Origin of the sequence: Bacillus sp. Root131, from assembly GCF_001429475.1 — a bacterium.
Taxonomy (GTDB): Bacteria; Bacillota; Bacilli; order Bacillales; family Bacillaceae_G; genus Bacillus_A; species Bacillus_A thuringiensis_S.
Window position 1 is genome coordinate 124,748 of sequence record NZ_LMJQ01000002.1, and the last position, 23,634, is coordinate 148,381.

The window sequence follows — 23,634 nt, forward strand, 5'->3', positions numbered from 1 at the left end:
TCAATTTGAAAATGATAATCACGACACAAATTGATTATGGTTTCATTCAGTTTATAATCGTATAATACTTTATCTAGTCAAAAAAATAAACTAGTTTTTTTTATTTTTTTTGTAAATTATTTTTCCATCAATCATAGTTAGTACAGGCTTGGCTAAATAATGAAAAGGATGATGAGTCCATAACACGAGATCGGCGTCTTTTCCAACCTCGATACTTCCAATTCTATCCTCTAAACGCAAATTTCGCGCTGGGAATATGGTGATTCCTTCTAGTGCTGTTTTCTCATCTAACCCTTCTCTTACTGCAACAGCAGCACAAATATTTAAATATTGAATGGGTGTATAAGGATGGTCTGTCGTTATAGAAACTTCCACACCATTTTTGGATAATATATGGTAAGTATCCCATGTCTTGTTTTTTAGTTCGATTTTAGAACGGCGTGTCAGAGTGGGACCAACTGAAACCTTCAAATTGTGTTTCGAAAGCTCTTCAACAAGAAAGTGTCCTTCTGTACAATGTTCAATACGTAGATCGAGGTTGAATTCCGTTGCAAAGCGTAGCGCAGAACTAATATCATCTGCTCGGTGAGCGTGGATACGTACGGGTATTTCACGACGTAATGCTTTTAAAATAGGAAGCATTCGAAAATCAGCTTCGTGCCCGTAGTGTTGTGCTTCATAGAATGATTCCCGTAGTAACCCCATAATCCCCATACGTGTTATGGATTCTTTCGTTCCATTACTATGGACCTTTTTAGGATTTTCTCCAAAGGCAATCTTTAAACCAGCAGGTTCTTGAATAATCATATGATCAATACAAGTTCCAGCTGTTTTTATTACACAAGTAGTACCCCCGATAATATTTTGACTACCAGGCATAACGTGAACGGTTGTAATTCCATTTTGCACAGCGTCTTGAAAGGCAATATCGAAAGGGTGGATACCATCTAAAGAACGAATATGTGGTGTTGAAACTTCAGATGTTTCATTGGCATCATTTCCAGCCCAACCAGTACCTTCATCATAGAGACCAAGGTGAGTATGGACATCAATAAAGCCAGGTAAGAGATGGAGTGCCCGTGCATCTATAACGGTCATATCTTGAGTAGGTTGAATAAAAGGTTTGACCTCGGTAATTCGCTCTTCTGTAACGAGTACATCGCCTTGAAACTTTGGAGATGTAATAGGGTATACAATGGCTTGTTTGAGCAATATTTTCATAGGTACCTCATTTCTGTTACTTTATAATGCTAATGGAAGTTAAGGGAAAGTAACTGAAAGTAACTGAAAGGTTATTTGTATGGTAATGCTTCGGATCCTAGAAAATGAAAGTTTTAAAAGGGCCCATGTAAAATTTTGTTTTAGAAGTACTACATTGTATGCGAAAGTATATTTTGTAATGCATGGTCTATTGCCGGAAATGTGTATTGGTATCCATGTTTAATTGCTTTAATAGGTAATACATGTTGCCCTTCTAGTACAAGTATGCTCATCTCACCTAATAAGGCGTGAAGCATAAATGAAGGGACAGGCAGCCAATGTGGTTTTCTCGTTGCGACAGCGATGGTTTTTCCAAATTCCTTCATTCTTATAGGTGCTGGTGCTGTCATATTAAGAGGGCCATCAATTTCTTTTTTGTGTATGATGAAATCCATCATACGAACGACATCGTCTATATGAATCCATGATAACCATTGCTTCCCAGAACCAATGGTGCCGCCGATATAGAATTGATAGGGAAGTAACATCTTTGGCAAGGCTCCGCCATCTGCACCTAATACAACGCCAAATCTTGTGTAAATTGTTCTTATTCCGAGAGAACATGCTTTAGCTGCTTCTTGCTCCCATAAAAATACTGTTTCTGCTAAAAAATCATTTCCGGGAGTTTCTTGTTGCTCAGTAAAAGACTCTATTTCAGATGTTCCGTAGTATCCAATAGCACTTGCATTAATAAATGTATGTGGTTTTGTTTCCATTACTTGTAGTTGTTGAATAAGTCCTTTTGTTGTTTGAATTCTACTGTTTAATATTGTTTCTTTTTGTTTTTTTGTCCATCTACTATTGATAGATTCTCCAGCTAGATTAATGACTACATCGATAGAGGAGAGTGGAAAGGTAGATAAATCTGGTGTCCAGTGTACGTATTGAAGGTTATGGTTTGAGGTTCTAGTAGTTTTCTTTCGAGTAAGAATGTAGACCATATATCCTTTTTGAATAAAAAAAGTAGAGAGGTATTTACCAATAAAACCAGTGCCACCAGAAATTGCGATTTTCATAATCATTTCCTCCTCATTATATATATTCTTGAAAAGAAAAAATGTTCCTCGACTATGTTAAAATAATAGGGAGGTGAGAGTATGGCTGTCATTACAAAAATAGAAGTACAAAAGCGATCGAAAGAACGATTTAATATTTATATTGATAAAGGCCAAGGTGAAGAGTACGGGTTTAGTGTGGATCAAGTAATCTTAATGAAACATGGATTACAAAAAGGCTTAGAAATTGATGAAATAGAGTTAGGAAATATTTTGTACAATGAAGAGGTACAAAAAGCATATTTACAAGCAATCTCCTATTTATCCTATCAAATGAGAACAAAACAAGAAATAGAAGATTTTTTACGAAAAAAAGAAGTGGGACAGGCCATCATCTCTGAAGTCGTTTCGAAATTATTACATGACCGATATATTAATGATAAAGAGTACGCGGTTTTATATACGCGAACGCAAAGTAATGTGAATCGAAAAGGTCCAACTGTTATTAAAAGAGAGTTGTTAAATAAAGGTGTTCAGGATTTAATTATTATGCATAGTTTACAAGAATATCCGAAGGAAAAGCAAATTGAGAATGCCTTGTTTCTCATAGAAAAGAAAAAAAAATCTTATCAAAAGCATTCTTTTTTACAAATGAAGCTAAAGTTGGATGAGATGCTTGTTCGAAAAGGGTATTCTAGAGAAGTAATTCAAATTTGTTTGGAAGAATTGAAAGACGAAAGAGATGACGAAAAGCAACAAGAAGCGTTACACTATCATGGGAATAAGTATTATGAGAAATATAAGAAGTATGATGGATGGACATTTGAAAACAAGATGAAACAAGCGTTATATCGAAAAGGATTCTCTATTGATGAGATAGAGATATTTTTACAAATGAAACGTGAAGAGGGATGAGGGGAATAATGAGATGAATATGCCAAAACGCTACAGTGAAATGACACCACATGAGCTTAGAGAAGAAATTGGGGATTTGAAGGAGCAAGCAATAAAGGCTGAACAGCTTGGAATTGTAAATGAGTTCGATGTATTAATGAGAAAGATGGCAATGGCTCGCGCTTATATGACTGATATAAACAAATTCCATATTGGTGAAACATATGAATTAATAGAAGAACCTGGTATATTATTTAAAATTACTTACTTCAATGGGGTATTCGCTTGGGGTTATAAACAAAATGATAATGAAGAGATTGGAATACCAATTTCCTTATTGCAAGAAAAATAAAAACCAGAGAGCAAATATCTCTCTGGTTTTCATCTTTGGTAGGCGTTAAAGGAGATAGGAGATTCTAAAATTGGCGTTTTTTACATTCGTTGGCCAATATAATGAGAGACTGGGTTTGCTGCGTCTGTCCGTTAACTTGCGCTTTCGCATGTTTCGGACGAGTCCACGTATGGTTAAATAATTCAGAACGACTATCTAAACGATCACGGTAGCTCATCTTTATCACCTCGTGTAGGAAGTTAATTTTTTAGGTTGTAACTGTATTACTCTTCCTGCTGATTTGCAGCACGCATACGTTCTTGTGGGTGCGTGTTAATTGTGCCGTTAGGTCGCTTCGAAGCGAAGCGTGATTTCGCTTTCGGCTGACCGTCGATTTTGCTGTTGTTTTTTGACTCAGACCAAAATTCGGCTTGTTTACCCATTGCGAACGCCCTCCTCATCATCAGTTGATACCTCTTTAAGAAGTATCACTTATAGAATGTGCAAAACAGAAGAAACTATCCTTTAGAAATGAAGGGATAAATAGGGAAAAGGAGATTAGAACATGAATGATATTTATGAAGCATTAACGAAAGAATTATTAGATAAGAATGACAAGCTTTCTTACGGACAAGCACGTGCGTGGGTTGAATTACTTTGGGAAGATTTTCAAACAACTTATGCAAAATCAGGGCGTTATCAAGGTGAGGAAATGACTGAGCAAGTGGTACGATCATGGATTAATAATCATGGTGTACGCCTTCATGAAATGCGTACAAATAATCCGAAGTATAGCCATTTAATTAATCAAGAAGATCATTTGAAACATTAAAAAAAGCGACTTAAGTCGCTTTTTTTAATGTGGAAGTAATTCCAGCTTTTTTCGAAGTTTTTCTTCACTAAAAATCCATCCTGTATAGGAACTAATAATATTTAAATTATGGTCGAGCTGAACAATCGCGACAAATGGATAATAATCTTTACTGCGATACCGTAAATCAATGAATCGTACTTCATAATAATGATCATGATCAAAAATATCCCAGCGATATACAGGAGAGAAAGATAGGAAGGCCGAGATGTTTTCATCTTGTTTAGCTGCTCGCATAATATCATTTTCTGGGAACGGTACCCGATCGAATTTGTCATATATCATGATGTTACCACGGTGCCATCTCGCAACGTAGTAATAATCAGCTGTAACGACTGCTAAATGATAATGATAAAATCGGTAAGAAGGAGAAATGATAATCTTTTCGACATTTTTGAAACGTTTGTGTACAACGCTTCTTATATTTCGGTGCATCATAACCCGTCCGATATAGTAAATAATCATTAATATATATGCTGCTAAGGCTGTGTATCCTTTATGAGAACCGACGAGCATGCAAGCAATTGCAAGTATATGGATAAAGAAAATTACGGTATCAAATGTATTAATCACGCCGAGTGCGACCCATTTTTTTGTGAAAGGCCGTAATGCTTGTGTACCATAGGCGTTAAAAATATCGACAAACACGTGAAGGAAGACTGCAATAAATGACCAAAGTAGTAGATGAAGATATGGAGCGTCTGAAAAGAAGGCGAAAGAGATGCCACTTATAAGAAATGACCAAAGAATTACCGCGGGAATGGAATGAGTAACTCCGCGATGATTTCTTATATATTTAGCGTTATTACGCAATTTTAAAACTGTGTCAATGTCAGGAATGTTGGAACCAGCAATTGTAGCAAGCATAACAGCTTGTGGGCCAATATCACTTTGTGCTATGGCTGGATCTAATGTTGCTAAGCTACCTAAAGTGATACCCATAACAAGGTGAGTGGCTGTGTCCATAAAAATCCACCTCCGTTTTTTATTAATGTAACTCTTTTTATTCGATACCTCAAGTCCTTTGCCTTCAATTTCCTATGTCATCTTACTTAAATTTTTTCCTAAAATCTTTATAATAGTACTTATATGCAAAAAAATGAGGGGGATCAAGTTTGACACTTGAAATACTAAAAAAATTTAATATAGAGCAGTTTCAAAATGATTTAATTGGTTGGTTTGAAGAGGAGCAGCGCGACTTACCATGGAGAAAAAATAAAGATCCATACCGCGTTTGGGTTTCTGAGATTATGTTACAGCAAACAAGAGTAGAAGCCGTAAAACCATATTACGCAAATTTTATGGGGAAGTTTCCTACACTTGAAGCGTTAGCGAACGCAGATGATGAAGAAGTATTAAAAGCATGGGAAGGTTTAGGATATTATTCTAGAGCACGTAATTTACATGCGGCAGTAAAAGAGGTAAAAGAAGTATACGGCGGGGTTGTACCAAGTGATGTAAAGAAAATTGAAAAGTTAAAAGGAGTCGGACCATATACAAAAGGTGCTATTTTAAGTATTGCATATGGTATACCAGAGCCGGCAGTTGATGGAAATGTTATGCGTGTATTATCTCGCATTTTATCAGTATGGGATGATATTGCAAAACCGAAGACTCGAAAAGTTTTTGAAGAGATTGTGCGTGAAATTATTTCAGTAGAAAACCCATCTTATTTTAATCAGGGATTGATGGAATTAGGTGCACTGATTTGTATTCCTAAAAATCCATCGTGCTTACTTTGTCCTGTACGTGAGCATTGCAGAGGATATGCTGAAGGTGTTCAAAAAGAATTACCAGTAAAAAGTAAAGCGAAAGCTCCTAAAATGGTACCTATTGTTGCAGGAGTACTTCAAACTGAAGACGGTCGTTACGTTATTAATAAACGTCCAAGTACAGGTTTGTTAGCTAATATGTGGGAGTTTCCTAATGCTGAACTTGGAGAAGGTATTCGAAATCAGAAGGAACAGCTTATAGATTATATGAAAGAAAAATTTGAACTCGCGGTTTCTATTGATGAATATGCAATGAATGTACAACATACGTTTACACATCGTACTTGGGATATATTTGTATTTTATGGAAAGGTAACTGGCAATATTGTTGATACAGATACATTGAAATTTGTATCGAAAGAAGCATTTGAGCAATTACCTTTTTCGAAATCGCATCGTACTATTTACGAAAATTGCGTGGAGAAAATTACAATACAATAAATAAAAAAGTGTTCCCAATCTAGGGAACACTTTTTTAGTCGTAAGAAATTTTTGTCCCATGAGTCCAACTAGCTTCACCTTCTTGTAAGCCGCCTCTTGATTCAATTTCTACTACAATTTCTTTGTAAATACTTTGACCTTCTGCATTTAAATAAGGCAGAATCTGTTGTAGTGAGTGATGAAAATAAGCTAATTCATCTTCTTTCCATTCATGTTTTGAAACCATTGTTAGTTCAGTCATATCGCGTCCTATATACATATTTCCACCTCCATTTCTTATAGTTTGAATAAGTAACAAAAGATATATGCGGAAATTATTCAAAATAAAATTACGGATAGCCTCTAAGTGAATTGGTTACATTATTGGTTGTGGAGGTGAGAAAGATGAGTAAAAAACAACAAGGTTATAACAAGGCAACTTCTGGTGCTAGCATTCAAAGTACAAATGCTAGTTATGGTACAGAGTTTGCGACTGAAACAAATGTACAAGCAGTAAAACAAGCAAACGCACAATCAGAAGCAAAGAAAGCACAAGCTTCTGGTGCACAAAGTGCAAACGCTAGCTATGGTACAGAATTTGCAACTGAAACAGACGTGCATGCTGTGAAAAAACAAAATGCTAAGTCAGCTGCAAAACAATCACAATCTTCTAGTTCAAACGAGTAATGAAAGAAAAACACTTCTCCAATTCGAGAGAAGTGTTTTCTTTGTGTGTGGATCTTTGTAATGAAAAGAAAATGAACGACATAACTTCTAATAAGTCAACAAATGTAGTCAAAGGAAAAGGAAGTTAACAATTAGAAATATGTAATTAGGAATAATAACTGATGAATAAGTCCAAAGGGGGTAAGTAATGAACGATTTTGATAAGTTGGTAGGGGAGCAATTAGAAACGATGGATGAGTTGTTAAAGTTACAAGCACATCTAGAGAAGTATCAACAAATTGAAATGAATGAAAAAGATATGTGCGATAAAAAGGAACTGCATTTTATCCGTCAGGAAATATATAGAACAGAAGTAGCGTTGAAGATGTTACATGAGAAATTTGAAGAACAAACAAATAGTGTAATCCAATCTTTTGCAACTGAAAAAATGATTTCAAATTTAGGATAAGATATATCATTGTCTCAGGTGAAAAGTCCTTCAAATAGAGAAGGGCTTTTTTTATTACATGTCCTCGTTTATCCCGCTATTTGCCGGGCAGTAAGACCCCCACCTCAAAATTCAGCGAAAGCAAAGAAGTTAGGTGAGGGCTGATTAAAGTTTCACTTTATAAATAATACAATACAATCCTTGTTCCCTGAGAAGATTGGGGATTATTGTATTCAACGATAAACCTCCTGCATATTCAGTGTGGAAAATAGAGTCTTATCCCTTTAGTTTTAAAATTTTGACAAAAAAGTTATAATAGAAAAAAAGTGAATGCCGTTCAAAGGGCATTTGCAGTTGAAAGAAGGGAGCATATATGGGATTTCCCAAAGAAGGAGAAAAAGTACAAATACATAGTTATAAACATAATGGCTCCATTCATAGAATGTGGGAAGAAACAACAATTTTAAAAGGAACACAGAGTCTTGTGATCGGAGCGAATGATCGTACAGTAGTTACAGAATCAGATGGTCGAACATGGATTACGCGCGAACCAGCAATTTGTTATTTTCATGCTAACTATTGGTTTAATGTGATTGGGATGCTTAGGGAGGATGGCGTATATTATTATTGCAATTTAAGCTCACCTTTTGCGTATGATTCTGAAGCATTAAAGTATATTGATTATGATTTAGATATTAAAGTGTATCCAGATATGACATATACGCTTCTAGATGAAGATGAGTATGAAAAACATAGTCAAATTATGCAGTATCCACCTGTTATAGATACAATTTTAAAACGAAATGTAGCACATTTAACACAGTGGATTCATCAAAGAAAAGGTCCATTCGCACCAGATTTCGTAGATATGTGGTATGAACGATATTTAATGTACAGAAATTAAAACAAACCTGCAGGGAATTTCCCGGCAGGTTTGTCCTATTAGAGGGGGGATTATGTGCAGGGCATAAAAAGATATTTACAATTTGTTAAACCATATCGATGGCTTATTGCTATTACAATTATTATTGGACTAGTTAAGTTCGGTATTCCACTTATTATGCCGTGGTTATTAAAGTATATTATCGATGATGTAATTCAAGGGGCGGGTTCACTTCAAGATAAAACATCTCAATTAATAACAGCGATTGGAATTGCTTTTTTTATTTTTGCGGTATTAAGACCACCGATTGAATATTATCGTCAATATTTCGCGCAACGTATCGCAAATACAATACTGTATGATTTGCGGAAGCATATTTTCGGTCACTTACAAAAGTTAAGCTTACGTTATTATTCGAATACGAAAACAGGGGAGATTATTTCACGGGTCATCCATGATGTAGAACAAACGAAAGATTTTGTAATTACAGGTTTGATGAACGTCTGGTTAGATACTGCAACAATTGCTATCGCTATCATTGTTATGTTTTCTATGAATATAAAATTAACATTTGTTGCGTTATTGATTTTACCTATTTATGTAATAGCAGTGAAATATTTTTTCGGACGTCTTCGGAAATTGACGAAAGAGCGTTCACAAGCGTTAGCGACGATGCAAGGGTATTTGCATGAACGTATTCAAGGAATGCAAGTGACACGTAGCTTTGCGTTAGAAGAGTATGAGGGGAAGCAGTTTGAAAAAAGAAATAATGAATTTTTAACGAAAGCATTAAACCATACAAGTTGGACGGCGAGAACATTTTCGGCAGTAAATACGTTAACCGATTTAGGTCCGTTACTTGTGATTGGTTTTGCAGCATATGAAGTAATTCAGGGGCAGTTAACGCTAGGGACGATGGTAGCCTTTGTTGGATATATGGATAGTTTATATAGTCCGCTTCGCCGCCTTGTTAATTCATCTACAACATTGACACAATCTTTTGCATCGATGGATCGTGTGTTTGAACTGTTAGATGAAAAATACGATATTGTTAATGTGCCAAATGCGATACAAACGGAAAAATTAAATGGAGAAATTGTATTTGATAATGTTTCTTTTCGTTATAATGCAGATGAAAAAGAGATATTACACAACTTGTCATTAACTATGCAGTCTGGAGAGAAAGTAGCGCTTGTAGGAGCGAGTGGAGGAGGGAAGTCATCTCTTGCTAGTTTGATCCCGCGTTTCTATGATGTTTCTGAAGGCACGGTTTATGTAGATGGCATAGATGTAAGGAAGTATAATATGAGAAATTTACGTAGTAATATTGGAATTGTACTGCAAGATAATTTATTGTTTAGCGATACAATTGAAGCTAATATTTTATATGGAAATCCGAAAGCTACAGAGAAAGAAGTGATTGCAGCTGCCAAAGCTGCGCAAATTCATGATTTTATTATAGATTTACCAGATGGTTATAATACTGTCGTTGGAGAACGTGGTGTGAAGCTATCGGGTGGGCAAAGGCAACGCGTGGCAATTGCACGCGTATTTCTAAAGAATCCGTCGGTACTTATATTGGATGAAGCAACTTCGGCTTTAGATTTAGAAAATGAAAGGTATATTCAAGAGGCGCTTCAGACGTTAGCTGCTGACCGGACAACGATTATAATTGCACATCGATTAGCGACAATTACGCATGTTGATACGATCATTTACATTGAAGACGGTCAGATTAAAGAAACCGGTTCTCATGAAGAGTTAATGCGAAAAAGAGGATTTTATTATAATTTATATCAACTTCAACATATAACAGAAACAGCTCCTTTAGCATAAAAGGAGCTGCTTTTTTATTCGTCTTCTTTTTTATCATCGATTTGGAGTTCTTTTTCTGGTTTATGGTATGTGTAGAAGCTATCTACAAGTAAATCTAAATGCTCTACTTCTTCACTATAGTTAATGATGGAAGAAATAAGAGGGAAGAGATGTAACCATGTTTTATATGCTTCTTCATCGTCCTTGTTTTGATATTCCATAAAGATATCAATTAATTCTTGTTTACCTGTTTCAACTTCATCAAGCATTTCAACTGATTGTTGTTTTTTTGCTTTACCAATGAATTTTAATAAAACTTGTTCATGATAATGCGTTAATGAATCAAGTTCGTTTTGGATAGATTCCTGAAATTCTTCCGGCATGTAGCGTAGTTCATTTTCAGTACGGTGTAATGATTTTAACGTACTTAAAGCACGGCTTGTTGTCGCTAACATTTGTCTGAATAAAACGAGCTTACGAATTTTTGCGAACTTTACTTTTTTCGTGTAGCTTCTTTCTTCTTTATACAGCAAATAGTAATGATTTAGTTTGATCATTTTTTCTTTCATACGATCAATATCAGTTTTTAGCGTTGTAAAATCAGAAGCCTGCCTGCTATTCATTCGAATCCATTTTACAATTTCTTCTGTATTATCAACGATACGATGATAAAGTTTTGTTTCATATTTCGGCGGCATAAATACTAAATTTACAAGTGAAGCCGCAATAATACCAATCATAATTGTCGCAAATCGAAGTAAGGCAAAACTAAAGAAGTCTTCGCCTTGATACTCCATAATGGCGATAACTGTTACTAAAGCAATTGATATTGTGTTTTCTAATCGTAATTGCAGTGTAAGAGCAATTACTAATATACATGTTAATCCAATAATAAAAGGATTATGTCCAAAAGCAGTAGCAAATGCGATAGCAAATATCGCACCGATTACATTTGCTTGAATCTGTTCAAGTGCGGTTAAATAAGAACGGTATACAGACGGTTGAACAGCAAAGATAGCTGAAATTCCCGCAAATACCGGACTCGGTAATTGAAGTAAAATACAAGCAAATAAAGCTAACGTGATGGCAATACCCGTTTTTAAAATGCGAGCACCAAGTTTCATACCCTTAATAAGATCCTTTCTCTTGTCATAATGAATGTACAACATGATACTATACATTCATTACAATATGTTAGCAAGTGATATTTTAGTGACGTTAAAAGAAATTAGTATTCATTTTATCCGGCTAATTGTGAACAGTAAGATTCCCGCCTCTAAATTCAGTAGCTGGATGCCGGTAAACGCTCAATTGCTGTAGGCTAATTAAAGTTTCACTTTATAATTTTTCCTAATTTCTTTTAAACATCAGTTTTTAGTAAAAAGACCTGCTGAATTTCAGCAGGTCTCAAATTGTTACTATAGATTACTATGAGAAGTGTACTTCGTCAATTTTTTCTTAATAATGAAAATTACTCATGTTACTCTGTTGAGATAGATGGATCTGCCTGTTCTTTTTTTGGGATAATTTCAAAAAACTGGTTCTGTATATCATCTAATAATGGGGTTAACAAAGCAACTTCCTCATATTGCTCATGCTCGTTTAGTACACGAATATAGTCTAGCAATAATTCAGTTACATCTTTCAAACCATTTTTCCTAATTGATTGTAATGTAACATTTGCCCCTTTTGCAATTCTTCTTTTTAAGGCCTGTTCTGTTAAGCCTAAGTTTGAATCATGACGCAAATAAACAACACCGCCAGTCATGCCAGCGCAAATCCATGGACCAGGGTCACCTAAAACAAGCGCTCGCCCATTTGTCATATATTCAAAAGCAAAACCTTTAATATTGGAGTATGCACCTATATTTCCTTGCTCTTTTTCACGGAGTGGTTTTGTTATTCTACCTCCAATGATCATGTCTGCCCCAGAAAGGCGAATGCCAGCACGAGCATCAGCGTTCCCTTGCACGTATAGTGCCCCTTTTTGTGCCCCATATCCAAATCCTTTTCCGACAGAACCGTTATAATATACTCCGTCTTTTCCTTTTGATTTCGTTATATAAATACCACCACCAAAGGAAGTTTTACCAATGCCATCTTGTGCGCCGCCATTTACGTGTATAAATAAATTTTCACTATTGTAAGCACCTAACCCATTTCCAGGGATAGAACCATTCGTATACTTTAATGTAAGTGGTTCAAGTTGAGTAGCTTCATATAGTTTACTGCGAACGCGATAACATGATTCTAGACCGCCCATAACGCGTTGCTCTACACCAACGCCTACTAATTCTTTTGAGTCAGCGGAATGAACTGTTTTAAATTGTTTTTCTGGTACGTCTTTTGTTGTTGTAACAGATGGATGTTCTATTATTTGTAGTAAATTACATAAGTTTAATAAATTTTCGCCCCGAACTTGCTCTAATAAATCAGAACGCCCGACAATTGCTTGTAAATTTGTATACCCAAGCTGTCCTGTTAATCGTTTTAGTTCTACACCGAAAGAGGTGAATAAATTTAGCAGGCCAGCAACTGCGCTTTCTAATTCGCGTGGGACGAAGCGGCGTAATCCATGTTCTTTTGCCTGTGCTTCAGACTCAATTTGTGTCGCAATTCCAACATGGCAAGTATCTAGATGGCACCCACGGCAAGTAGTACAGCCGATTGCAATCATTGACAGTGTGCCAAATCCAATACGGTTTGCTCCGAGGAGCATGATTTTCAAGGCATCATTTACACTTCGAATACCACCATCTGCCCAAATCTCTACTTTATGTCTCATGCTCGCTTCTAATAAAGCGTTGTGAGCGGCTTTAACACCAATTTCTACAGGAAGACCTACATGTTGCAAGGCGTGAATACGTGCAGCACCTGTTCCACCATCGAATCCGCTAATGTTAATAAAATCAGCACCAGCTTTGGCGATACCGACAGCAATTGTTCCGATATTAGGAACAACAGGGACTTTCACGGCTACTTTGGCAAGTTGATTAGCTGTTTTAATTTCCGTAATCATTTGAGCTAAATCTTCAATTGAATAAATATCATGGTTGTTAGAAGGTGAAATTAAATCTGAGCCGATTGTCGCATTACGTGCTTCAGCGATTTTGGCTGTCACTTTTGAACCAGGTAAATGCCCACCTTCACCAGGCTTTGCGCCTTGACCGATTTTGATTTCAATTAAATTCGATGAGTTTAGTAGTTCGGCATTTACTCCAAATCGCCCAGATGCCACTTGTTGTCCGCGTGTATGTGGGTATTTCCCGATCATATCTTTAATTTCGCCGCCTTCACCGTTCAAGCTAATCATATTTAGCTGATCGGCCGCTTCTGCATATGCGCGAAAGGCAATTTCGTTTTGAGAACCAAATGACATAGAACTAATAATAAATGGTAAATTATGATTTTGAATGCCGATAGATACTTCTTCAGTTGGAACGACATGTTTTGTTTGTTTCGTTTGAACAAGGTGTCTGATTGCGATTGGATTATTCTCTTCTAGTTCACTTAACTTGTCACGGTAGTCATCATAAGGATTTCCTTTTGCAACATCGCCGATTGCTTTCCAAATTCGCGGGAATATATGAAATGATTTTCGCATTCTAATTTTAGGATTGTTATAATCCTCTGCTCGTATTTTTGCATCTTCAGCAAGTGATTCAAGTGAAAAAGCTAAATCATTTGAACCGAAGAAATTTGTGATTTGTAATATATTTGCAATTTCCTCATGTAACCCAATAGATGAATAGAGACGTCCGTAACCACGTAACTCATGAATTCCAATTGTTGAAATGACTTTTTCTAATCCTTTATTAAGTGCATTATACAGATTCGTAATTGGTGTTTTTGTACCATCACTTACAGTCGCGAATAATAAATATGGATTAATACTATCTGCTCCTAATCCATATAGCGTGACAATGTCATGTAAGGAGCGAAGGGCACCAGAACGTATAACGAGAGAACAATTGCGGCGTAATTTATTTTCACTTAATTCTTGATGTACTTTCGCGGTAACTAAATGTGRATCAATCCACAAGCGTTCATTTAGATGGGCTTTTGCGTCATCTAATACTAGTAGGGAAGCACCATTGTTAACAGCAGCTATCGCTTCAGAACTAATGCGGCTTAATGCACATTGCAGGGTTTCTGACGAGCTGAATGTAGCAGAGATTGTGGCAATAGAGTTATGAGTCCTAAATAACGCTGTGAGTTGTTCGTACGTAATTGTGTGTAATTCCTCTGCAATAGGTTGTGCCACGCTGCCTTCTAAAATAATTGGTGAAAGCATTTCAACTACAAATGGCCGTTTTGCGCCGCTTAATAAACTTGGACGCTCTCCAAGTACAGTACGTGTAGAGAAGTGTTCAATTTCACGGTCACGGTCAATTGCTGGGTTTGTAACAACAGCTACACTTTCTTTAATAAAGTCAGCGATATTTCGTCTATCAGTATCAAGTGCGGCAAGTGGTGAGTCATGCCCAAGTGAGCGTATTGGTTCAACACCTTTTGTTGCCATCTGTTCAAGAAGCTGAATATGTTCTCGGTCCCATCCGAAAGCGACGTATTGTTTCGTTTCAACTTGAACAAAATCACATAGCCCTTGGATTTTTTGCGTTTCAGGGATAGATAAATTTAAATGATAATTGGTAGTATCAATTCGCTTTTTAAAACGGTTATATACTTGGATTTGATATTTGTCATATTCATAAAGAACAAGTTCATCTTGTTCATTCCATTTTAATCCGACCTTTTCTCCAGGGGCGAGTGGCTTTGGTTCTGCTACATATTTAGTTGGTGATACAACTCCAGGTTCAGAAGAGAAAATATAAGAGCTTTCTGTCTCTACTTTCCATACTGGGCGTAATCCAAGGGAATCAACGCTGAAAACAGCTTCATCTTTAAAACGGGAAATGATGCCAGCTGGTCCTTGTGCAAAATGTCCCCATGCTTCACGTATATACGTATATAAATCTTGTAAAGGTGTTTCATAAAGTTTAATTTCATTAATAATTGGTGGAAATAGTATTTCCATTGCTTCAAATAAACTGTAGTCGTATTGAACAAGTAGGGTTTCTAAGGTGCGGTTTAAATCTTGAGAGTCACTGCCTCCAGCAGTAAGTGGTACATCAATCATTTCAGCTTGATCGCGTAATTTTGCGATTGTGTTAATTTCACCATTATGTCCGAGAATACTAAATGGTTGTACACGAAAAAAATTAGATAATGTATTAGTAGAGTAGCGGTTATGTCCTAATGTCATAGTTGAAGCGATAAGTGGATGTTGTAAATCATTATAGTAGGCAACAAGTGTATCACCAGCACCTAGAACTTTATATACAACATGATCACGACTTAATGAAGCAACATGAATTGCTTCGTTTTCCTCTATTTTTATTGTGACAGAAAATAATGTTTGCTCAATATTTGTAATTTCATTTTCTGCGATAAGGGCAACTTGCCAAAATAAAGGTTCTTCTTGTTTACCGAGTGGACCGAGCGCATCTGAGTTTGTTGCATCATCACTTTCGAAAATGATAGTAAAGTTTTTGTTGTTTAATTGCGTACGAATATAATCTTTTAAGGCAGTAATGTTTTCTTTTTTATTTAGAAAAAAATGTCCAACGATAAAGTGGGGATGATCCACAATCGTTGGATTATATCCACTACTTTTTAGTTTTTCATTCCAAAGCGTTTTTGGTACATCAATGTGAATGCCGATGCCATCGCCCTCGCCATTAATGAAACCAGCTCTATGATTCATTTTGACGAGTGATTGTATGCAAAGGTCAATGTTTTCTTTTGTAGGAATTTTTCGTTTCTCCATAACGGAAACGATTCCACACGCATCATGTTCTGCATTTCTATAATCTCGAAATAAAGACGGTGTCCATGTATTTGTTTTATTGAGCATCCGTCAATCCCCCCTCTTGTAAAAGTTAGAATAATCTTACTATTTAAGGTGTGAATCACCTTGTACACAGAGATAGTAATGATGTAAAAGAATATAAAACAGATAATTATGAATAATTATACTATTAATGTGGGATTTATGAAATAGAAAAAAGGAAAAAAGAAAGATGTGCTTTCTTTTTTCCTTTTAATGACGAGATTATTTGCTATCTGCTAAAGCAGCAAATGCTCTGCCTACAGCTTCAATTGTATATTCAATATCTTCTTTTGTATGTTCTGTCGTTAAGAACCATGCCTCGTATTTTGAAGGTGCTAAGTTAACTCCTTCTTGAAGCATTAGCTTGAAGAATTTACCGAACATTTCACCGTCTGTATCTTGTGCTGCATCGTAATCTTCAATTGTATTTGTTGTGAAGTATACAGTTAAAGCGCCTTTTAGGCGGTTTAATGTAATATCGATATTATGTTTTGCAGCTTGCTCTAAAATTCCTTTTTCAAGCATGGCACCAAGTTCATCTAATTTCTCATAAAGTCCTTCTTGTTGAAGAACTTCTAGACAAGCAATACCAGATGCCATAGAAGCAGGATTTCCTGCCATTGTACCTGCTTGATATGCAGGGCCAAGCGGAGCAACTTGTTCCATAATTTCTTTCTTACCACCGTAAGCACCGATTGGAAGTCCGCCGCCAATAACTTTACCAAGAGCTGTTAAGTCTGGTGTTACGCCAAGTAAATCTTGAGCACCACCGTACATGAAGCGGAAAGCGGTAATAACTTCATCATAAATTACTAGTGCGCCAGCTTCATGAACAAGTTCATTCACTTTCTCAAGGAATCCAGGTTTTGGCTCTACAATACCGAAGTTTCCAACAATCGGTTCTACAAGAATAGCCGCTACTTCATGTCCCCATTTATCTAACGCTTCTTTTAAAGTTTCTACATTATTAAATGGAACAGTAATAACTTCTTGAGCGATACTTTGTGGTACGCCGGCTGAGTCAGGTGTTCCTAGTGTAGAAGGACCAGATCCAGCTGCTACAAGTACTAAATCAGAATGACCGTGGTAACAACCAGCAAATTTCATGATTTTTGTGCGGCCTGTGTAAGCACGAGCAACACGAATTGTCGTCATTACTGCTTCAGTACCAGAGTTTACAAAGCGTACTTTATCTAAAGCAGGCATTGCCTCTTTTAACATTTTTGCAAATTTTACTTCTAGCGCTGTTGGTGTTCCGTAAAGTACACCATTTTCAGCAGCTGTTGTAATTGCTTTTGTGATGTGCGGGTGAGCATGTCCAGTAATAATAGGACCGTATGCTGCTAAATAATCAATATATTTATTTCCGTCTACATCCCAGAAATAAGCACCTTTTCCACGTTCCATAGCAACAGGAGCGCCACCGCCAACTGCTTTAAAAGAACGAGAAGGACTATTAACGCCGCCAACGATATGTTCTAAAGCTTCTTTATGTAATGCTTCTGATTTTGTGAATTTCACTACCATTCATCTCCTTACAAAAATCTATGTATTATTCTAACATGTTTTTCGAAAAGACGTATTGTTTGTGATAGAGAAGGCAGTTGGGTAAACTATTCGTTGTGACATTTAGGAGGGGGGTCCGATTATGAAATCGGTAATTGAGGTACAAGGGTTACGTAAAGAATTTACAGCCTATTCAAGTCGTCCGGGTTTAAAGGGTGCATTTCGCGATTTATTAAATCGTAATTATAAAATAGTACCAGCAGTAAATGATGTATCTTTTACTGTAAAACAAGGTGAGATGGTTGGTTATATCGGTGAGAACGGTGCTGGTAAATCAACAACAATTAAAATGCTTACGGGGATTTTGACTCCGACATCAGGAGAGATTTTAGTAAATGGGATGAACCCACATAAGCAGAGAGAAGAATTTGTAAGAACCATTGGTGTTGTTTTCGGTCAACGTTCACAACTTTGGTGGGATATTGCTGTACAAGAATCTTTTCGTTTATTAAAAAAAGTGTACGGTGTATCAGACGCTCAGTATAAAGAGCATATGGAACACGTGATTGAAACGTTAGATATTGGTCCTTTATTAGATAAGCCAGTTCGAAAGTTATCTCTAGGTCAAAGAATGCGTTGTGAATTAGCGGCAGCATTAATTCATAACCCACCGTTATTATTTTTAGATGAACCAACAATTGGGCTAGATGTACTTGTGAAATTGAAAATACGTGAATTTTTAAAAGAAATGAATGAACGTTATAAAACAACAATTTTATTAACAACCCATGATATTACTGATATTGAAGCATTATGTGAGCGTGTTATCATGCTGGATGAAGGAAATATTATGTATGACGGTTCTTTAAATAATCTTCGTACGCAGTGGGGAGCAGAGAAGGAAATACATTTTCAGTTTATTGCACCAGTTTCCTATCAGGCTTTATCAATGGTTATGCCAGATAGTCATGTCGTTTGGTCGAAAGCGAAAGAGGAAAACGCGTGGGTTGCAAAAATACCGAATGAAGAAGTTATTATTTCAATGCTTATTTCTAAAGTAGTACAAGCCTTTCAAATTAAAGATTTAAAAATTAATGAAGTGTCTACAGAGGAAATTATTCGTAACATTTATGAAGAAGGTATTAAACATGGGTAAGTATATTGAAATGATTCGAATTCGCTTTTTAATGATGCTTGCGTATCGCACAAATTATTATAGCGGGATTTTAATTTATACGATTAATATCGGTGCGTATTATTTTTTATGGCAAGCAATTTATAGCGGAAAAGAGAACATTGAAAGTTTATCTATTTCGCAAATGACTACGTATATCGCAATTGCGTGGATGGCACGTGCCTTTTATTTTAATAATATAGATAGGGAAATTGCGATGGAGATTCAAGAAGGACGTGTAGCGGTAGAACTGATTCGTCCATATAATTATTTAGGGATGAAAGTGATGCAAGGTCTTGGGGAAGGGATATTTCGTTTTGCATTTTTTTCAATTCCAGGTATGGTTATCGTTACGTTATTATTTTCATTGCAAATTACAACGAATTTTCAAACGTGGTTATATTTCTTCTTGTCTCTAATATTTAGTTTTATTATTAATACACAAATTAATTTAATGACGGGAATGCTCACGTTCTTCCTATTTAATAATAGTGGAATTATGTATGCAAAACGCGTTGTTATTGATTTATTTTCTGGTCTATTATTACCGATTAGTTTTTATCCGTTATGGGCCCAAAAGGCAATGATGTTTTTACCGTTTCAAGCCATTAGTTATATTCCGAGTATGATTTTTTCAGAAGGTATACAAGGAAATAAATTGTATGAGGCATTATTATTCCAAGTAATTTGGGCGATTGTCCTTATTATTCCAATTGTACTTATGTGGAGAACGGCGAGAAAACGTCTAATTGTACAAGGGGGATGATGAGATGATATATATAAAACTATTTTTGCAATATGCAAGCCAATATATAAAAACAAAATTGGAGTATCGGGGCGATTTTATCGTTGGATTACTTTCTGATTTATCACTACAGGCTGTTAATTTAATCTTTATTCTCGTTGTGTTTGGGCATACACAAGCATTAAAAGGCTGGAGTAGAGAAGAAGTAATCTTTATTTATGGTTTCTTTTTAGTGCCGTTTGCCATTTTCTCAGCTTTCTTTAACATATGGGACTTTAATGATCGTTACATTATTAAAGGGGAGATGGATCGTATATTAACGAGACCGATTCATAGCTTGTTTCAAATTATATTAGAAAGAATGGAACTTGAGTCTTTAATTGGGGCCATTACAGGAATGATTGTAATGGGATATGCAGCTGTAGAGTTACAATTATCTTTTTACTGGTATGATTTCTTCTTATTTATATTGATGGTAGGAGGAGGCGCACTTGTATATGGAGGGATATTTGTTACGCTTGCGAGCCTTGGTTTTTGGTCAGATGCGAAAAGTTCAATTATGCCCCTTATGTATAACATAGGTAATTACGGGCGCTATCCTGTTAATATTTATAATCGTGTAATTCGTTTCATTTTAACGTTTGTTTTACCGTTTGCGTTTGTTGGAGTATATCCAGCAGCATACTTTTTAAGAAAAACAGAATGGAATAGTTATGCATTCGCGACGCCAATTGTTGGTGTTATCTGTTTTACGATTGCAATCACTCTTTGGAATCAAGGGGTAAAAAGGTACCGTGGTGCTGGGAATTAATTATAGAAGCTTGTTTGTTTCTAAGGGATAAATCCAATGGTCGTCTCATACATATAAAATGAGGTGGAGGACATGTTATGGGGATTTATTCTATTACTTGCAGCAATCGCTATTTTGAAAAGTGTCCAATTATTATGGAGTTCCTATTCAGATTCAACGCGTTTTTTTTCGCTGTATAATTTGGCCACATTATTTTTAATCTATACAACAGTACTGATCGCGTTTGGATTAAGTTACGTTGTATTAGAGGAAATGGGTTTCGCAGTTTTGAAAGAGGACGGAGAAAGTTTGAACGCTCATTCTTTTCAACTCGTTGAAGTTTGTTTATATTTTAGCGCAGTTACTTTATTGTCTGTTGGATATGGTGACATATCTCCGATTGGAATTGGGCGATGGATTGCAATTGCAGAAGCGCTAATTGGATATACACTCCCTTTTGCTTTTGTGATGAGGTCTGTAATAGACAATGAAAAATAAGGAAGCATTTGTTATAGTAAAGGAAAAGAGTAGGAGTGATAACTATGATTACAGTAGGAGAAATGGCACCAGAATTCACATTAGAGGGAAGTAACGGAGAAGAAGTTAGCCTAGCTGATTTCCGCGGTAAAAATGTAGTTCTCTATTTTTACCCGAAAGATATGACGCCAGGATGTACAACTGAAGCATGTGATTTTCGTGATGCGTATGGAGTATTTCAAGAGAAGGATACGGTTATTCTTGGAGTAAGTCCTGATTCAGCGAATAGACATTTGAAATTCATTGAGAAACATGAATTGCCATTTACACTTTTAGTAGATGAAGATCATAAAGTAGCAGAGTTATATGATGTTTGGAAGCTGAAAAAGAACTTTGGGAAAGAGTATATGGGAATCGAGCGTTCTACATTCCTTATTAATAAAGACGGTGAACTTGTAAAAGAGTGGCGTAAAGTGAAAGTGAAAGGACATGTTGAGGATGTTCTTTCTTATATAAAATAAATCTATAGTGGAGATAAAATATGCAGAAACAAGGCAAGTGTCTATACATATTTTACTGCCTTACATAAAGTGGAAGTGTAGGGCATACCTCCTCAGATGATAGTATTCCAAGTGCGATTATGTCGCACTTTTTTCTATGTAATATATGAAGAAAAAGGGAAAGATACATAAAAACAAGCTCTGAATATAAAAATAAACCACATACTTATAGTAGAAATATTGACGATTTATAAGAAAAGGAGTACACTCTTTATAAGAATTATAAAATAATAATCCGTATAGAATCGGGGTGCATGACGGTGGTCAAAGAAGAATTAAAAGAAGCGCTAGAAATGCTGAAAAATACGGGTGTACGCATTACTCCACAGCGTCATGCTATTTTAGAGTACCTTGTGGAATCAATGACGCACCCAACAGCGGATGACATTTATAAAGCATTAGAAGGTAAGTTTCCAAATATGAGTGTTGCAACTGTCTATAATAACTTACGTGTATTTAAAGAGGTTGGACTTGTAAAGGAATTAACTTATGGAGACGCTTCAAGTAGATTTGATTATGTTACAAGTCAACATTATCATGTGATTTGTGAAAAATGTGGTAAGATTGTTGATTTTCCTTATGGAGGTTTGGAACAACTTGAAGAGGAAGCTGCAAAAACGACAGGCTTCGTTATTAATAGTCATCGCTTAGAAATTTATGGCGTTTGTCCAGAGTGTCATAAGGCGTAATATATAATAAAGAAAGAGGCTGACGGCTATACGTCAGCCTCTTTCTTTATTATATAAGGATTAGCGTGAGGTTAATCGGGATTTACAGTGCTAAGTTAGTAAGAAGGGTTAGATAAAAGTTTGTCGAATTTACTTTGTATTGGTGGAAATGAATTCTTGGAGGGGACATTTTGAAGAAATATGAGATTAAAAGTGACATTCCAACATTGGAAGAATATAAATATTTATGTGATTCTGTGGGATGGACTAATTATATGAACTTTGAGGTGGCGGAAATATCACTTCAAAATTCGATTTACTGTATAACAGTCAAGGATAATAATCAAATCATTGGCATGGGGAGAATTGTTGGTGATGGGGCTATCTATTTCTATATTCAAGATATAGTGGTTCATCCAGAGTATCAAAAGAATGGTATTGGAAAGAAAATAATGAATACTTTAGTAGAATACTTAAATCAGAATGCTCCAGATAAAGCATTCATTGGTTTGTTTGCGTCGCAAGGTAAAACGTCATTCTACGAAAAATATGATTTTAAAGATTATTCGCCTAACATGACAGGGATGTTTACTGTTATTTCGAAAAAATAGGTGTAATAAATTTAATAAAACAATTAAAAAGTTGATTTCTTAAGAAATCAACTTTTTAATGAGTTGAAACGTTTGTAGTGTTGCAAACTCGTATTTCCCTTGATACTTATGATTTATAACTCTTCTTATTATACTTTTCATCAAATTCTTTTCCTTCTAGATCTCGATCTAGTGTTAAAGGTTGATTGCAGTGCATACATGCATCGACACGGCCGAGCATTTTTGTTGGCTTATCACAGCTTGGACAAATAATTTGGATAGTCTTAGTAGATAACATACCAATCCAAAAGTAAACGACAGTGCTAGCGATAACAGCTAAAAAGCCAACCATCATAAACGTTGTCATAACAATAATGTTTTCGCGGAAAAAGACACCTAAGTATGCAATGAAGAGGCCGATAAATACTAAACTTAATGCAAAGGTCCGGATTTTATTGATTTTATTTGAATACTTAATGCTCATTCTCACCACACTCCTATAATAATAATATAACATAAAATTTAGAATTTTCACTCTCGTGTAAATTGATAAAAGGATAAGATATGAAATGGATAGGAGGGGAGCCATGAAGAATGAATGGGTGCTATAATGATTTTTACAGCGATTTTTAAGTTTTTAACGGGATGTGAAATTTTTTTGTAAAAAGTATTGACCCTGTATATACTGCATGATATATTAATAACCGTCGCTGATGCGGAAACGCAGAAAACGACAAAAAAGAAATTGAAAAACTTAGTTGACATTGAAAAATGAAGATGTTAACATAAGGAAGTCGCAAATGAGCGACCAAGTAGTTCTTTGAAAACTGAACGAAACAAACAACGTGAAACGTCAATTTTTATTTTTAGATGCTA

At 35.8% G+C, this 23,634-nt stretch carries 25 protein-coding genes; 15 read left to right on the forward strand and 10 right to left on the reverse strand.

What is annotated here, in order from left to right:
• Nucleotides 1-90: 90 nt before the first annotated feature.
• Both ASE54_RS14475 and ASE54_RS14480 read right to left on the reverse strand, forming a co-directional pair.
• On the reverse strand, nucleotides 91-1,221 hold the full coding sequence (locus ASE54_RS14475) for an amidohydrolase (RefSeq protein WP_000698293.1): 1,131 nt from the start codon (nucleotides 1,219-1,221) through the stop codon (nucleotides 91-93).
• Between the two features lie 149 nt (nucleotides 1,222-1,370).
• On the reverse strand, nucleotides 1,371-2,276 hold the full coding sequence (locus tag ASE54_RS14480) for a TIGR01777 family oxidoreductase (RefSeq protein WP_000684385.1): 906 nt from the start codon (nucleotides 2,274-2,276) through the stop codon (nucleotides 1,371-1,373).
• 81 nt (nucleotides 2,277-2,357) lie between these two features.
• On the opposite strand from ASE54_RS14480, the gene recX reads away from it, so the two are divergent.
• Nucleotides 2,358-3,170, forward strand: a complete 813-nt coding sequence (gene recX, locus ASE54_RS14485; protein ID WP_000268512.1) for a recombination regulator RecX — start codon at nucleotides 2,358-2,360, stop codon at nucleotides 3,168-3,170.
• A 13-nt stretch (nucleotides 3,171-3,183) separates the two neighbouring features.
• Nucleotides 3,184-3,501, forward strand: a complete 318-nt coding sequence (locus tag ASE54_RS14490) for a YfhH family protein (protein WP_001057028.1) — start codon at nucleotides 3,184-3,186, stop codon at nucleotides 3,499-3,501.
• 64 nt (nucleotides 3,502-3,565) lie between these two features.
• Here ASE54_RS14490 and ASE54_RS34305 read toward each other — a convergent pair whose 3' ends face one another.
• Together ASE54_RS34305 and ASE54_RS14495 are read right to left on the reverse strand one after the other, a co-directional pair.
• Nucleotides 3,566-3,718 (reverse strand): YpzG family protein, encoded by a 153-nt coding sequence (locus ASE54_RS34305; RefSeq protein ID WP_000122093.1) that lies wholly within the window; start codon nucleotides 3,716-3,718, stop codon nucleotides 3,566-3,568.
• A 46-nt stretch (nucleotides 3,719-3,764) separates the two neighbouring features.
• The gene (locus tag ASE54_RS14495) at nucleotides 3,765-3,923 is read right to left on the reverse strand and encodes a small, acid-soluble spore protein K (protein ID WP_000517891.1); all 159 of its coding nucleotides are present in this window, start codon (nucleotides 3,921-3,923) and stop codon (nucleotides 3,765-3,767) included.
• 122 nt (nucleotides 3,924-4,045) lie between these two features.
• Between ASE54_RS14495 and ASE54_RS14500 the strand changes: the two genes are divergently transcribed.
• Nucleotides 4,046-4,312 carry a YfhJ family protein gene (locus ASE54_RS14500; RefSeq protein WP_000998159.1) on the forward strand — a complete coding sequence of 89 codons (267 nt, stop codon included), beginning with the start codon at nucleotides 4,046-4,048 and terminating at the stop codon, nucleotides 4,310-4,312.
• A gap of 24 nt (nucleotides 4,313-4,336) precedes the next feature.
• Here ASE54_RS14500 and ASE54_RS14505 read toward each other — a convergent pair whose 3' ends face one another.
• Entirely contained in the window at nucleotides 4,337-5,317 is a 981-nt protein-coding gene (locus ASE54_RS14505; RefSeq protein WP_000379114.1) for a metal-dependent hydrolase, read from the reverse strand.
• A gap of 149 nt (nucleotides 5,318-5,466) precedes the next feature.
• On the opposite strand from ASE54_RS14505, the gene mutY reads away from it, so the two are divergent.
• The gene (gene mutY, locus ASE54_RS14510; protein WP_000171380.1) at nucleotides 5,467-6,564 is read left to right on the forward strand and encodes an A/G-specific adenine glycosylase; all 1,098 of its coding nucleotides are present in this window, start codon (nucleotides 5,467-5,469) and stop codon (nucleotides 6,562-6,564) included.
• Between the two features lie 34 nt (nucleotides 6,565-6,598).
• Here mutY and ASE54_RS14515 read toward each other — a convergent pair whose 3' ends face one another.
• Complete coding sequence (locus tag ASE54_RS14515; protein ID WP_000275441.1) at nucleotides 6,599-6,823, reverse strand: hypothetical protein; 225 nt, start codon at nucleotides 6,821-6,823, stop codon at nucleotides 6,599-6,601.
• 125 nt (nucleotides 6,824-6,948) lie between these two features.
• On the opposite strand from ASE54_RS14515, the gene ASE54_RS14520 reads away from it, so the two are divergent.
• The 4 genes from ASE54_RS14520 (at nucleotide 6,949) to ASE54_RS14535 (ending at nucleotide 10,376) form a co-directional block, all read left to right on the forward strand.
• Nucleotides 6,949-7,230, forward strand: a complete 282-nt coding sequence (locus tag ASE54_RS14520) for a gamma-type small acid-soluble spore protein (protein WP_000039034.1) — start codon at nucleotides 6,949-6,951, stop codon at nucleotides 7,228-7,230.
• A gap of 187 nt (nucleotides 7,231-7,417) precedes the next feature.
• Nucleotides 7,418-7,678: a YgaB family protein gene (locus ASE54_RS14525; RefSeq protein WP_000997574.1), complete on the forward strand. Its 261-nt coding sequence runs from the start codon at nucleotides 7,418-7,420 to the stop codon at nucleotides 7,676-7,678.
• Between the two features lie 352 nt (nucleotides 7,679-8,030).
• Nucleotides 8,031-8,561 carry a DUF402 domain-containing protein gene (locus ASE54_RS14530; RefSeq protein ID WP_000506625.1) on the forward strand — a complete coding sequence of 177 codons (531 nt, stop codon included), beginning with the start codon at nucleotides 8,031-8,033 and terminating at the stop codon, nucleotides 8,559-8,561.
• A gap of 54 nt (nucleotides 8,562-8,615) precedes the next feature.
• Entirely contained in the window at nucleotides 8,616-10,376 is a 1,761-nt protein-coding gene (locus ASE54_RS14535; RefSeq protein ID WP_001161591.1) for an ABC transporter ATP-binding protein, read from the forward strand.
• 14 nt (nucleotides 10,377-10,390) lie between these two features.
• On the opposite strand, the gene ASE54_RS14540 is transcribed toward ASE54_RS14535, so the two are convergent.
• From ASE54_RS14540 to hemL, 3 genes are all read right to left on the reverse strand, one after another.
• The gene (locus ASE54_RS14540) at nucleotides 10,391-11,479 is read right to left on the reverse strand and encodes an aromatic acid exporter family protein (RefSeq protein ID WP_000765787.1); all 1,089 of its coding nucleotides are present in this window, start codon (nucleotides 11,477-11,479) and stop codon (nucleotides 10,391-10,393) included.
• 356 nt (nucleotides 11,480-11,835) lie between these two features.
• Nucleotides 11,836-16,272, reverse strand: coding sequence for a glutamate synthase-related protein (locus ASE54_RS14545; RefSeq protein ID WP_057272986.1), 4,437 nt, complete (start codon nucleotides 16,270-16,272; stop codon nucleotides 11,836-11,838).
• 198 nt (nucleotides 16,273-16,470) lie between these two features.
• Nucleotides 16,471-17,775 carry a glutamate-1-semialdehyde-2,1-aminomutase gene (gene hemL, locus ASE54_RS14550; protein WP_000260533.1) on the reverse strand — a complete coding sequence of 435 codons (1,305 nt, stop codon included), beginning with the start codon at nucleotides 17,773-17,775 and terminating at the stop codon, nucleotides 16,471-16,473.
• Between the two features lie 121 nt (nucleotides 17,776-17,896).
• On the opposite strand from hemL, the gene ASE54_RS14555 reads away from it, so the two are divergent.
• The 7 genes from ASE54_RS14555 (at nucleotide 17,897) to ASE54_RS14585 (ending at nucleotide 22,779) form a co-directional block, all read left to right on the forward strand.
• The gene (locus ASE54_RS14555) at nucleotides 17,897-18,910 is read left to right on the forward strand and encodes an ATP-binding cassette domain-containing protein (RefSeq protein WP_000843649.1); all 1,014 of its coding nucleotides are present in this window, start codon (nucleotides 17,897-17,899) and stop codon (nucleotides 18,908-18,910) included.
• Entirely contained in the window at nucleotides 18,903-19,694 is a 792-nt protein-coding gene (locus ASE54_RS14560) for an ABC-2 family transporter protein (protein WP_000521515.1), read from the forward strand. Before ASE54_RS14555 ends, ASE54_RS14560 begins: the two co-directional genes overlap by 8 nt.
• A gap of 4 nt (nucleotides 19,695-19,698) precedes the next feature.
• Nucleotides 19,699-20,484 carry an ABC-2 family transporter protein gene (locus ASE54_RS14565; protein ID WP_000639350.1) on the forward strand — a complete coding sequence of 262 codons (786 nt, stop codon included), beginning with the start codon at nucleotides 19,699-19,701 and terminating at the stop codon, nucleotides 20,482-20,484.
• Between the two features lie 72 nt (nucleotides 20,485-20,556).
• Nucleotides 20,557-20,961, forward strand: coding sequence for a potassium channel family protein (locus tag ASE54_RS14570; RefSeq protein WP_000964360.1), 405 nt, complete (start codon nucleotides 20,557-20,559; stop codon nucleotides 20,959-20,961).
• A gap of 44 nt (nucleotides 20,962-21,005) precedes the next feature.
• Nucleotides 21,006-21,461: a thioredoxin-dependent thiol peroxidase gene (gene bcp / locus ASE54_RS14575; protein ID WP_000633712.1), complete on the forward strand. Its 456-nt coding sequence runs from the start codon at nucleotides 21,006-21,008 to the stop codon at nucleotides 21,459-21,461.
• Between the two features lie 299 nt (nucleotides 21,462-21,760).
• A complete protein-coding gene (perR, locus tag ASE54_RS14580; RefSeq protein ID WP_000237831.1) occupies nucleotides 21,761-22,189 on the forward strand; it encodes a peroxide-responsive transcriptional repressor PerR in 429 nt (142 codons plus the stop codon).
• Between the two features lie 170 nt (nucleotides 22,190-22,359).
• A complete protein-coding gene (locus tag ASE54_RS14585) occupies nucleotides 22,360-22,779 on the forward strand; it encodes a GNAT family N-acetyltransferase (RefSeq protein ID WP_000759743.1) in 420 nt (139 codons plus the stop codon).
• Between the two features lie 106 nt (nucleotides 22,780-22,885).
• On the opposite strand, the gene ASE54_RS14590 is transcribed toward ASE54_RS14585, so the two are convergent.
• On the reverse strand, nucleotides 22,886-23,242 hold the full coding sequence (locus ASE54_RS14590) for a YgzB family protein (RefSeq protein WP_000025067.1): 357 nt from the start codon (nucleotides 23,240-23,242) through the stop codon (nucleotides 22,886-22,888).
• Nucleotides 23,243-23,634 lie beyond the last annotated feature (392 nt).